Origin of the sequence: Streptomyces sp. NPDC127038 (assembly GCF_042725875.1) — a bacterium.
GTDB lineage: Bacteria > Actinomycetota > Actinomycetes > Streptomycetales > Streptomycetaceae > Streptomyces.
In genome coordinates, this window is record NZ_JBHXDQ010000074.1 from 21,350 (window position 1) to 32,882 (window position 11,533).

At 72.3% G+C, this 11,533-nt stretch carries 9 protein-coding genes; 5 read left to right on the forward strand and 4 right to left on the reverse strand.

Going from position 1 to position 11,533, the window contains the following annotated elements; genetic code table 11:
- Positions 1 to 12: 12 nt before the first annotated feature.
- From ACFWI4_RS35015 to ACFWI4_RS35030, 4 genes are all read right to left on the reverse strand, one after another.
- Positions 13 to 987: a GlxA family transcriptional regulator gene (locus ACFWI4_RS35015; protein WP_385400265.1), complete on the reverse strand. Its 975-nt coding sequence runs from the start codon at positions 985 to 987 to the stop codon at positions 13 to 15.
- A gap of 120 nt (positions 988 to 1,107) precedes the next feature.
- Positions 1,108 to 1,602 (reverse strand): response regulator transcription factor, encoded by a 495-nt coding sequence (locus ACFWI4_RS35020; RefSeq protein ID WP_387204790.1) that lies wholly within the window; start codon positions 1,600 to 1,602, stop codon positions 1,108 to 1,110.
- Positions 1,603 to 1,688: 86 nt separating this feature from the next.
- Positions 1,689 to 3,146: an aldehyde dehydrogenase family protein gene (locus ACFWI4_RS35025; protein ID WP_387204793.1), complete on the reverse strand. Its 1,458-nt coding sequence runs from the start codon at positions 3,144 to 3,146 to the stop codon at positions 1,689 to 1,691.
- A gap of 46 nt (positions 3,147 to 3,192) precedes the next feature.
- Positions 3,193 to 4,500: a hydroxyacid-oxoacid transhydrogenase gene (locus ACFWI4_RS35030; RefSeq protein ID WP_387204796.1), complete on the reverse strand. Its 1,308-nt coding sequence runs from the start codon at positions 4,498 to 4,500 to the stop codon at positions 3,193 to 3,195.
- 368 nt (positions 4,501 to 4,868) lie between these two features.
- Here ACFWI4_RS35030 and ACFWI4_RS35035 point away from each other — a divergent pair, with 368 nt between their 5' ends.
- The 5 genes from ACFWI4_RS35035 to ACFWI4_RS35055 all read left to right on the forward strand — a co-directional run bounded on the left by ACFWI4_RS35035 (position 4,869) and on the right by ACFWI4_RS35055 (position 11,438).
- Positions 4,869 to 6,212, forward strand: a complete 1,344-nt coding sequence (locus ACFWI4_RS35035) for an ATP-grasp domain-containing protein (RefSeq protein WP_387204799.1) — start codon at positions 4,869 to 4,871, stop codon at positions 6,210 to 6,212.
- A 1-nt stretch (position 6,213) separates the two neighbouring features.
- Positions 6,214 to 7,476 (forward strand): ATP-grasp domain-containing protein, encoded by a 1,263-nt coding sequence (locus tag ACFWI4_RS35040; RefSeq protein ID WP_387204802.1) that lies wholly within the window; start codon positions 6,214 to 6,216, stop codon positions 7,474 to 7,476.
- Positions 7,473 to 8,801, forward strand: a complete 1,329-nt coding sequence (locus ACFWI4_RS35045; RefSeq protein WP_387204804.1) for an MFS transporter — start codon at positions 7,473 to 7,475, stop codon at positions 8,799 to 8,801. The genes ACFWI4_RS35040 and ACFWI4_RS35045 overlap by 4 nt, the downstream gene beginning before the upstream one ends.
- 262 nt (positions 8,802 to 9,063) lie before the next feature.
- Positions 9,064 to 10,422 carry a dipeptidase gene (locus ACFWI4_RS35050; protein WP_387204807.1) on the forward strand — a complete coding sequence of 453 codons (1,359 nt, stop codon included), beginning with the start codon at positions 9,064 to 9,066 and terminating at the stop codon, positions 10,420 to 10,422.
- A complete protein-coding gene (locus ACFWI4_RS35055) occupies positions 10,419 to 11,438 on the forward strand; it encodes a class I SAM-dependent methyltransferase (protein WP_387204810.1) in 1,020 nt (339 codons plus the stop codon). The genes ACFWI4_RS35050 and ACFWI4_RS35055 overlap by 4 nt, the downstream gene beginning before the upstream one ends.
- Positions 11,439 to 11,533 lie beyond the last annotated feature (95 nt).

The window sequence follows — 11,533 nt, forward strand, 5'->3', positions numbered from 1 at the left end:
CCCACGCGGGGCTCAGTACGTGGTCGCGTCCGGCGACCGGCCCCTGAAGGCCCGCCGGTACGCGTTGGGAGTGGTGCTGAGGAAGTGCACGAACTGGTACCGCAGGGCGGCCGCGTTGGCGAATCCCGTACGGGCCGCCACGGCCTCCATCGTCTCGTCGGTGTTCTCCAGCAGCCGCTGGGCGCTCAGCACCCGCTGGGCCAGCAGCCACCGGTAGGGCGTGGTTCCCGTCTCCGCCCGGAAGCGGCGGGCGAACGTGCGCGGCGACATGCAGGCCCGCGCGGACAGCTGCTCGACGCTGATCTCCTGGTCGAGGTTCCGCTCCGCCCAGGTCAGCACCTCGCGCACGCCGTCCTCCCCGTACTGCGCCACCGGCCGTTCGATGTACTGGGCCTGGCCGCCCTCCCGGTGCGGGGGGACCACCATGCGGCGGGCGATGGCGTTGGCGACGTCGCTGCCCTGGAGCTTGCGGACGAGGTGGAGGCAGGCGTCGATGCCCGCGGAGGTGCCGGCCGAGGTGAGGATCGGGTCCTCGTCGACGTACAGCACCCCGGGTTCGACCCGGGCCTTGGGATAGCGCTCGGTGAGCGCCTCGGCGTACCGCCAGTGGGTGGTGCAGCGGCGTCCGTCGAGGAGTCCCGCGGCACCCAGGACGAAGGCGCCGACGCAGACGCTGACCACGCGGGCCCCCCGGGCCACCGCCTGGCGCAGGGCCTCCAGCAGGTCGGGCGGGAACTCCCGGGTGTGGAAGTCGTCCCCGACCGGGATGGCGATGAGGTCGGCCTCCTCCAGCCGGTCGAGGCCGTAGGGCGTGCTGATGGTGAACCCGGGCACCGCCCGCACCGACGGGGATTCCGCGGCGACGAGTGCGAAGTCGTACGCGGGCAGCCCCTCTTCACGGCGGTCGATCCCGAATACCTCACACACGACGCCCAGTTCGAAGGGATGGACGTTGTCGAGCAGGACCGCGGCTACGTTTTTCAGCATGTTTTCCAATGTGGCAGTAATACATGGACTTCTGACAGTCCCTCCGCTGTCGCTTGGCCGGATCGGCGCTCATACTCACGGCATGGACCCGGAAGCGGGCGGGGATTCATCCGGCCGTGCTCATGGGTGGGACACATCGTCGACGGGCTGGCCGATGGACACGATCCCGCTGCGGATGCCCATGACGACGGCCTGCGTCCGATCGGACGCGCCGACCTTCATGAAGACCGCGGACAGATGGTTCTTCACCGTCTTCTCGGATATCCCGAGCGCCTTGGCCACCCTGCGGTTCGAATTCCCCTGGGAGATGAGCACCAGGATCTGACGCTCGCGGGCCGTCAGCACGGCGAGGGCCTGACGTGGTGCCGGCGCCTCCGCGGCGGGCGGCGGGCCGGCGACGGCGCCCCGGCGGCCGTCGGCCCGTAAGTCCTCGATCAGCTGTTCCTGGGCCTCGAGGGCGTCCTGTGCCTCACCCAGGGCCTTGTGCACCTTGGCGACGCCCTCGGCCAGCGCCGTCACGGGCTGGGCCGTCACGGGCTGGGCCGGTGCGCCGCAGACCGTGCAGCACTGCCGCGTCCTCAGTTCCTCGACCGGACCGCGCACAACAGGCGACATCAGATGAACTCCCTCCACCGAGTGGAATTGACCGAACCGCTCTTCTCCGTAGGGCCGAGGGCGTGTGGAATATCCGGCTCACCGGGTCAGGAAGGAAGCCGGGCGTGGATCGCCACGGTCTTGCACCGTGTGTATTCACGCAGCGCCTCCAGTCCCTTCTCCACTCCGATTCCCGAACGGCGGTAACCGCCGAACGGCAGCTCGACTCCCCCGGCCGCGCTGTAGTTGTTCACGAACACCTGCCCCACCCTGAGCCGCTGGGCGAGCCAGTGGGCGCGGGTCACGTCGGACGTCCACACTCCGGCGGCCAGTCCGTACGTGGTGTGTTCCGCGAGCGCGACCGCCTCCTCCAGCGAGTCGAAGACCGACACGCACAGCACCGGACCGAATATCTCCTCGTTGAAGACCCGGTGCTCCGGCGTGACCCGGTCGAGGATCGTGGGCTCCACGAAGAAGCCCTCGGCGTACGCCTTCCCCTCGGGGACACCGCCACCCGTGCGCAGGACGGCGTCACGCCGGCCCTCGGCCAGATGACCGAGCACCCGGTCGCGCTGTCTCGCGGAGATGAGCGGTCCCATGTCGGGATCGGTCCTGCCCGGCCCGATGGTCAGGGCGCGGAACCGTGCGACGAGCGCGTCGACCAGTTCGCCGTGGACGGACCGGTGGACGAGCAGCCGGCTGCCTGCCGAGCAGTTCTGTCCCGCGTGCTCGGTGATCGACTCCACGATCTGCGGCACCGCGCGGGCGGCGTCGTAGTCGGGGAGCACGAGGTGCGGCGACTTCCCGCCGAGCTCCAGGGTGACCGGCACGATCGTGCGCGCCGCCGCGGTCATCACGGCCTCGCCGACCTCGCGCGAGCCGGTGAAGGCCAGCCGGTCCAGGCCGGGGTGCGCGGCGAGCGCGGCGCCCGCCTCCGCCCCGAGGCCCGGCACGACGTTCAGGGCGCCCGCCGGGAGTCCCGCCTCCTCGGCGATGCCGGCCAGTCTCAGCGCGGTCAGCGGCGCGTCCTCGGCGGGCTTGAGGACACAGCAGTTTCCGGCCGCGAGGGCGGGTGCCAGGGTTCTGGCGGCGATCTGGAGCGGGTAGTTCCAGGGAATGATGTGCCCGCACACGCCGTAGGGCTCGCGCAGGGTGAAGGCGGGGCGGTCGGGCCGCTGCTGGATGGTCTCGCCGCCGAGGCCCTCCACGGCGCTCGCGTAGAAGTCGAAGTAGCGGGCGGCGACGTCGGCGTCGGCCAGCGACTGGCGCAGCGGTTTGCCGGTGTCGAGCGTCTCCAGGGCGGCGAGTTCCTCGCGCCGGGCGCCGATGATCTCCGCGATGCGGCGGCAGACCCGGGAGCGCTCCGCCGTCGTCGTGAACCGCCATCCGCTCTCGTGGGCGGTGCGGGCCGCGTCCACCGCGGCCCCGACCTCGGCGGGCCCGCAGCGCGCGACGCGGGCGACGACGCGGGCGTCCGAGGGGTCGAGGACGTCGATCCACCGGTCCGTGGGAACCTGCTTCCCCGCGATGACGGCCGGGTGTTCCGGTATCGATGCATCACTCACGGGTGCGTCCAGCTCCTTGGCGTGGGGGGCGAGCTCGTCCGGTGGGTCAGTGGGTCATCGAGCCGGCGACGACCCGTTCGAGATCGCGTGCGGCGACGTCCCGCGGGCAGCACACGAGCAGCCGCCGCTGTTTGAGCGCGCCGTCGACGAGTCCGGGAACGTCCTTGGCGGAGTAGCCGAAGTCCCGTAGCCCGGTGGGTCCTCCGGTGTCCGCCACGATGCTCAGCAGCGTGGCCGGAAGGACGTCCGAACCGTGCGCCGCCGTCACGCCGTTCAGGTTCGCGCCGAGCAACTCGGCCGCGCGCAGGTGGCGTTCGGGAGAGGTCGGATAGGTGAACTCGAAGGCCGCGGCCGCCGTGGAGACGACCGCCGCCCCGTGCGGCACCATGGCGTGGTCGACCTCGTACCCGTCCGGCCGGTAGTCGGACACCATTCCGGCCACGGGATAGGCGCAGGCGTGCGGGATGTGGGTTCCCGCGTTGCCGAATCCCATGCCCGCGAAGCTCGCCGCCCGGCTCATTCCCGTACGGGCCTCCAGGTCGGCGGGGTTGAGCACGGCACGCCGCAGATAGCGGCCCACCAGTTCAAGGGCCTGTTCCGCCCATACGTCGCTGATCGGATTGGCGCCGATGTACAGCGGCCGGTCCGCGGGCGAGGGGTACGGGGGGCGCCGGTCGTAGGCGCGGGCGGTGTACGACTCGCAGGCGTGCGTCAGGACGTCGTAGCCCGAGGAGGCGGTGACGGCCGGGGGCAGGGTCAGCGTGTTCACCGGGTCGACGAGTGCCAGGGAGGGCATGAGCCGCAGGTCGCTGATGCCGGTCTTCACGTTCAGGTCCGTGACGCCGAGGGCGACCATGGCGGTGCACTCGCTGCCGCTGCCGGCCGTGGTGGGCACGGCCACCAGGGGCCTGAGCGGTCCGGGGATCCGGGCTCCGGCGCCGATCGGGGCGTTCAGGTAGTCGCGCACCGGGCGGCCCGGGTGGCTGAGCAGCAGGTTCAGCATCTTGGCGGTGTCGATCGAACTGCCGCCGCCGAGGCCGACGAACCCGTCCACCCGGAGGTTCTCCAGTTCACGGGCCGCCTCGGCGACGCTCGTGTCGGTGGGCTCCACCCGGGCCCGGTCGAACACCGTGACCGAGACGCCCTCCTGCTCGATCTGTTTGGCGACCCGGGCGGGCAGGCCGAGGCCGGCCAGGACGGGATCGGTCACCAGCAGCACCGACCCGACGCCGGCGGCGCGCAGTTCGTGTCCGATCTCCCCGGTGGCGCCGACGCCGAATTTCAGCGGTGGGGCCTGCCAGGCGATTATCCGTTCGTGCTCCGGCGTCTGACCGCCCCACCCGAGCGATTCCACAGTCCGTCCCCGCCTTCATCGACTTGACCCGGAATTCCGGCCGAGAAATTGCATGACGAACGGCGACGCGCGCCCAGACGTCTCGGCCGGCTCGGTGAATCGACGTCACCTTCACACAGAATTTCGACCGGGCGTGGGCCACAGTAGCCAGTCGGCCTTGCTCCCGCCATAGGTCCCTTGCCCTATGACAGAAACGGCTCAATCACAACCACTGGCGCATATCGGAAGTCGGCGGATCAACACCCCGTCGCGGCCTCGGCCCCGGCCCGGCCGCGACGCGTGTCCACGGCGCCCGCTGGCAGGAAATCGTGGCTGCGTGTCAGTTCCGCCACTGTCGCCGGAGCCGTCCCGGCCAGCAGAGTTGAGTCATGAAGTCCACTGGGCGGCGGCACGTGATCGTCGTAGACGGCTACCACATCAGGGACGGCGACGACCGGGGCTTCGCCAGCGCCTTCCGGGCCAGGGGTGTCCTGCCGGTCACCGTCATGAGCACCCCGGAGCCGCTGGCGAAATTCGTCAAGAAGAACATCTGGTACCCCGACGACTTCGAGGCCGTCCATTATTACGACGGCGACTTCGAAGCAATGGTAAAACTTGTGGAATCTTATGACCCGGTGGCGATCGTCACCGGCAACGAGAGCGGTGTCGAATTCGCCGCGCGCCTCGTCGAACGTCTGATGCCACAGTTCCAGAACGTACCCGGAACCGCCAAATACCAGCGTCACAAAGGGGAGATGGCGCTCGCCCTGGAGCGCGCCGGAGTGCCCGGTCCGCGCACCCTGTCGACCGCCGACCCCGCCGAGGCCGCCGCCTGGATCGAGGCGAACGGCCTCACCGGCCGGCCGATCGTGCTGAAGCCGCCGCACAGCGCCGGGACCGACAACGTGCACTTCGTGCCGGCCGGCGGCGAGTGGCTCGGCCACTTCACCCACATCCTCGGCCAGGTCAACGGGTTCGAGCTGCGCAACGACACCGTGATCGTGCAGGAGTTCCTGGAGGGACCCGAGTACATCGTCGACCTGTACTCGGTCGACGGACGGCACGGTCTGGTCGACACCTGCGTCTACGCCAAGCACGACCGGGGCCCGCGCATCGGCATCTACGACGTGGCCGACTTCCTGGCCCCCGACCACCCCGACGTGGCGGTCCTCGCCCCGTACGTGATGCGCGCGGCCGACGCCGTCGGCATCCGCAACGGCTCCACCCACGCCGAGGCGATCATGACGCCGGACGGACCCCGTCTGGTGGAGCTGGCCGCCCGCTACTCGGGCAGCTGCATGATGATCTCCGGGTCCCTGGCCACCGGCGACAACCAGATCGAGCGCACCGTACGGCACGTCCTCGACGGGGAGTTCGTGCCGTCGTTCGAACTCGTCAGGGAGGTCCGCACGCTCTGGCTCTGCTCCGATCTGGCCGGGCCGGTGCACAACATGGAGATCCTCCGGGCGATCGCCGATCTGCCCACCACGTTCTCCATGGCGATCCCGCCCGAGGGCCGGGACATGCCGCTCACCAACGACGTGACCACCAGCCTGGGCTGGGTCATCCAGGGCGCGGACGACTGGGACGCCATCGAGAAGGACTCGGCCCGCATCCGCGAGCTGGAACGCGCGTGGAACGCGGCCCGGGCCGAGGAGGCGGCCCGTGCCGGTGCCGGGAAGGCGCGCAGTGCCGGTGTCGAGGACGTGGCCGGCGAGCGGGGGTCCGCCTGACATGCCGGGCCAGTCGTACGGGGCCCCTGTACCCCACCTCCTGCTCATCTGTCCCCGACACGACATCCTGGGCAAGTTCGTCGGCCTCCCGGTCGCCCTCACCGTGGTCCACCGCCCCGGCGGGGACCGCAAGCTGGAGGAGTCACTCGCCCTCGCGGTGGTCGACGCCGACTTCACCGACCCCGACGCCCTGCTCGCCGTCGCCCGCGAGGTGCACGCCCGGCGCCCCGTGGACGCGGTGCTGGGGCTCACCGAACTCTCGCTGCGCCCGGCGAGCGTGGTCGCCGAGGCGCTCGGCGCGCGCGGCAACCCGCCCGCCACGCTCGCCCTGACCCAGGACAAGGCCGCCATGCGCGCCCGGCTGCGGGACCGCGGTCTGGGCACGGTCGCCCACCGGGTGTGCACCGGCATGGACGAGGCCCGCGAGCTGCTGGCCCGCTGCCCGGCCGGTGTGATCCTCAAGCCGGTCGACGGCAACGGCGGCACCGGCGTCCATCTCGTGCGTACGGAGGCGGAGTTGGCCGGGGCGTGGGCCTGGACCAGCGGTGCCAGGACCGGGTTCGCCTGGCCGCAGGGAGAGTCGGCGTCCCGGGTGCTGGCCGAGGAGTTCCTGACCGGCCAGGAGTTCAGCGTCGAGTCCCTGTCGGCCGCCGGACGCCACCAGGTCCTCGCGGTGACCCGCAAACACACCTCGGGCGCCCCGCACTTCGTGGAGACCGGGCACGACCTGCCCGCTCCGCTCCCGCCCGGCGCGTACGGGACGATCGTCGGGGCGGCGCTGAACGCCCTGGACGCCGTCGGCTACGCCTGGGGCCCCTGCCACACCGAGGTGATGCTCGCCGAGGACGGCGAGCGCGCCACCGTCGTCGAGATCAACGCCCGGCAGGGCGGCGACCAGATCTGGGAACTGGTCCACCACGTCACCGGCATCGACATGCTCCAGGGCGCCGTCCTCGCCCTGGCCCACGGCGCCCTGCCCGGGCCGGTCACCGGCCACGCGGGCGGCGCCTCCATCCGCTACCTCACCCCGCGGCCCGGCCGGGTCACCGAGGTGACGGGCACGGCCGAGGCCCTGGCCATGGAGGGGGTCATCCGCGTCGGTGAACTCCCCGACGTGGGGGCAGTACTGCTTCCGCTCGGCGACTCCTGGAACCGGGCCGGGCATGTCGTCGCCGCGGGTCCCGACCCCAAGGCCGCCGCCGACGCGGCCGACGCGGCGGCCGCCCGGATCGTCGTCCGTACCGACCAGGAGCCCACCCGATGACCTCCGAGAAGGCAGACGGCGTGACGCTCGCCGGGAACTCCGACGCGCGGGAGGAGCGCACCCCGGGGACACGGTCCGGCCGGTTCCTCGCGGGCCGGGGTCCGGCGTACGTCGTCATCCTCGGCCGCTTCACCACCAACATCGGCTTCTTCATGGTCGTGCCGTTCCTCGCGGTGCACCTGACCAAGGACGAGGGGCTGAGCAGCTTCCAGACCGGTGTGCTGTTCGCCGTCATGGAGTTCACCCGGCGCGGGCTCGGCATCCCGTCCGGCTGGGTCAGCGACCGCTTCGGCGCCGCCCGGATCCTGACCCTCGGTCTCGCCGTCGAGGCGGGCGCCTACGTCGTGTTCACCGTGGCCGGCGGCAGCTTCGCCTTCTGGGGCGCGGCCGTCGCGCTGCTCGGCGTCGGCGGCTCCCTCAACAACAACGGCGCCCGCAGCGTCCTCGCCTCCAGCAGGTCCGGCGGGGTCGCGGCCAACCTCAGCCGCTACTACGTGTCGATCAACGGGGCCGCCCTGATCGGCCCGTTGATCGGCACCGCGCTGATGGCGGGCGGCGCGATGAAGGCGGGCTTCCTGATCGCGGCCGCGCTGCACCTGGGGTTCGCCGTGACCTCCGCGGTGCTGCTGCGCGGGCTGCACGCCACGAACGCGGCTCCCGTCAGGCCCGCCGCCATGGCCGAGGCGCTGCGCGACCGCCCGCTGATGATCTTCTGCTCGCTGGCGGTCGGCGGCTGGTTCCTGATCACCCAGTACCGGGTCGCGCTGCCGCTGACCGTCGTCCACCAGAAGCTCTCCTCCGACCTGGTCGGCGTGTTCACCGCGGGCAACGCCGTCGTGGTGATGCTGACCGTGTGGCTGATCGGCGCGCGCGTCGAGAGGCGCTCCACGATCGGCCGCCTCGACCTGTTCACGGCCTCCGGCGTGCTGCTCGGCGGCGGCTGGCTGCTGTGCTCGGTCGACGGGATCAGCCCGGTCGTCGCCGCCGTGATCGTCACCTCGATCGGCGAGTCGCTGTTCTGCGGAGTGGTCGACGCCGTCGTCGCGGGTCTCGCGACCGAGGGCCGCACCGGCCTGTACCTGGGCTACTCCACGATGGCCTGGGGCGTCGGCGGCATGCTGGGAGGCTTCGTCGGCGGCGCCTTCGACCTGGCCGCCGGCCATGGCGCGCTGACCCTGTTCTGGCTGGTGCTGGCCCTCGTGGGTCTCGGGTACGGCGCGGGCACCCGCGTGGTGCGGCGCTCGCTGGCCGAGGCGGTGGACCGGCGCCGCGCCACCGGACCCGCCCAGGACACACCGTCACCGTCCCCGTCACCGTCCGGCTGACCCACCGCCCGGCAGTCCCCCTCACAGCCCGACCGGCCGCCCGACCAGCCGGACGACCGAACGGCCGGGTGACCGAACTCCCGCCCCATCGACCGACGGGCCCACGGGCCGACGCCGGCGGACCGAAACGGCCCGCCGACCGGTCCGCCGTGCGGCTTCGCGTGCCCCGGGCGCCCCCGTGTCCCGGGCGCCCGTGCGCCTCGGGCGCCCGTACGGAACGACCCGGACACACCCCCCGAACACCGACCGAGAAGGAGGCCGCATGCCGCCCAAGGAGTTACGCGCACAGGTGCGCGAACTGATGGGCCGGGCGCAGGAGGATCTGCGGGACCTGGTCGCACACCGGTCCGTCGCCGACCCCCGGCAGTACCCGGTGGAGGAGTGCGAGAACGCCGCCGCCCTCGTCGCCCGGCTGTTCGCCGAGGCCGGCGTCCCCGGGACACGGCTGCTGGACACACCGGACGGCAGCAAGGCCGTGTTCGGCCATCTCCCGGCCGCCCCCGGCTACCCCACCGTCCTCCTCTACAGCCACTACGACGTCCAGCCGCCGCTCGACGAACCGGCCTGGACCACCCCGGTGTGGACCCTGACCGAGCGCGCCGACGGCCGCTGGTACGGGCGCGGGGCCGCCGACTGCAAGGGCAACATCGTCATGCAGCTCACCGCGCTGCGGGCGCTCGGCGATCTGACCCGGCTCGGGGTGGGCGTCAAGGTCATCTCGGAGGGTGCCGAGGAGCAGAGCACCGGCGGGCTCGCCACGCTCGTCCGGGAGAACCCCAAGCTGCTGTACGCCGACACCGTGCTGGTCTGCGACACGGGCAACTCCGAGGCGGGGGTGCCCACGGCGACGACCGACCTGCGAGGCGTCGTGCACGCCACCGTCACCGTGCGCTCGCTGGCCGGGCCGGTGCACTCCGGGTCCTTCGGCGGGCCGGCCCCCGACCCGCTCAACGCGCTGATCGCGATGCTCGCCACCCTGCACGACGCCGCGGGCAACACCACCGTGGACGGCCTCGACAGCAGCGGGCGCTGGCAGGGCGCCGAGTATCCCGCCGAGCGCTACCGCCGTGACATCGGGGCGCGCGACGGCGTCCGGCTGGTCGGCGACGGCAGTGTCGCGGACATGCTGTGGGCCAGGCCCGCCCTGACCGTCGTCGGCATCGACTGCCCGCCGGTCGTCGGTTCGGCGCCCGCCGTGCTCGGCGAGGTGACCGCCAAGCTCAATCTGCGCATCCCCTACGGAACCGAACCGGACGCCGCATGGGAGGCGCTCAGGGCGCACCTGGAACGCACGGCGCCCTGGGAGGTCGAGGTGGAGACCGTCCGGCTCTCCTCCAGCCGGCCCTTCCGGGCCCGCACCGACGGCCCGGCCTACGCGGCACTGGCGACGGCGCTGCGGGAGGCGTTCGGGCGGGAGCTGACGACGGCGGGACAGGGCGGTTCCATCCCCACCTGCTACGCGTTGCAGGAGACCTTCCCCGACGCGGAGATCGCGCTGATCGGCGTCGAGGAGCCGCAGTGCCTCATCCACGCGCCCGACGAGAGCGTGGACCCGCGGGAGATCGAACGCATGGCGCTCGCCCTCGCCCTCTTCCTCGAATCCACGGGAGAGCGGTCGTGACCGAACTGACGGGACATCAGGTCATGTTCACCGAGGCCGACATGGCGGACCATCTGAGCCGGCTCGGCCGGGCGGCCCCCGACCTGCACGCGTGCGTCGACCCGGAACGGGCGCGGGCCTGGGCCCGGCTGCTGGCCGGGACCACCGACTTCAGGGACGACTTCGGCGACGACGGGGCCGGCGGCCGGGGTTCCTCGTACATCCGCGCCCAGGCCCGCAACCTGACCGCACGCGCCCGGGGCATCCACCATCTGCTGTCCCTGGTGCCCGCCAGGTCCGACCGCGGGCCCGCCGTCGTCGTGGACGTGCTCGGCGGCGACGGCCTGGTCCGCAAGGTCGCAGAGGCCCGGCGCCTGACCGGGCTGTCCGTGCTGACCTGCGACGCCTCCCCGTACATGGTGCGGGCCGCGTGGGCCGCGGACTGCCCGGCGCTGGTGCAGCGCGCGGACCGGCTGCTCATGCGCGACGGCAGCGTCGACGCGGTCCTCGTCGCCTACGGATCGCATCACATCGCCGCCGAGGACCGCGCCGAACTCGTCCACGAGGCGCACCGGGTGCTGCGGCCCGGCGGGGTGCTGCTGCTGCACGACTTCCTCGTCGGCTCGCCGATGGACACCTGGTTCCGGGACGTGGTCGACCCGTACTCGCGGACCGGGCACGCCTACGAGCACTTCGCCCGGGAGGAGTTGTGGGGCTATCTGACGAAGGCGGGCTTCGCGGCCGGTGAGGTGACCGACATGGCCGATCCGTACGTCGCGACCGCGGCGACGGCCCGGGAGGCCGAACTGGAGCTGGGGCGCTACCTGCTGGACATGTACGGGCTCGCCGGGATCGAACGGAGCCGTCCCGGGGACGCCGCCCGCCACACGGTGGAGCTGGCCGGGGCGGTCTTCCGCGAGCGGCGCGCCGACGGCTCCCTGGAGGCGCTCTCCCTCGCGTACGACCCGTCGGCCCGCGAGTGGACCTGCACCGTGCCGCGGACGGCCGTGCTCGCGATCGGCCGGAAGGCCGGCTGAGGCCGGACCGCGACACGCCGGCGGGGGGCCCCCCGGTGGGGTGGCCGCCGCCGAGGTCTGGGGGGCGTGGGCGGTCACTCGGACCACGTGGGGTT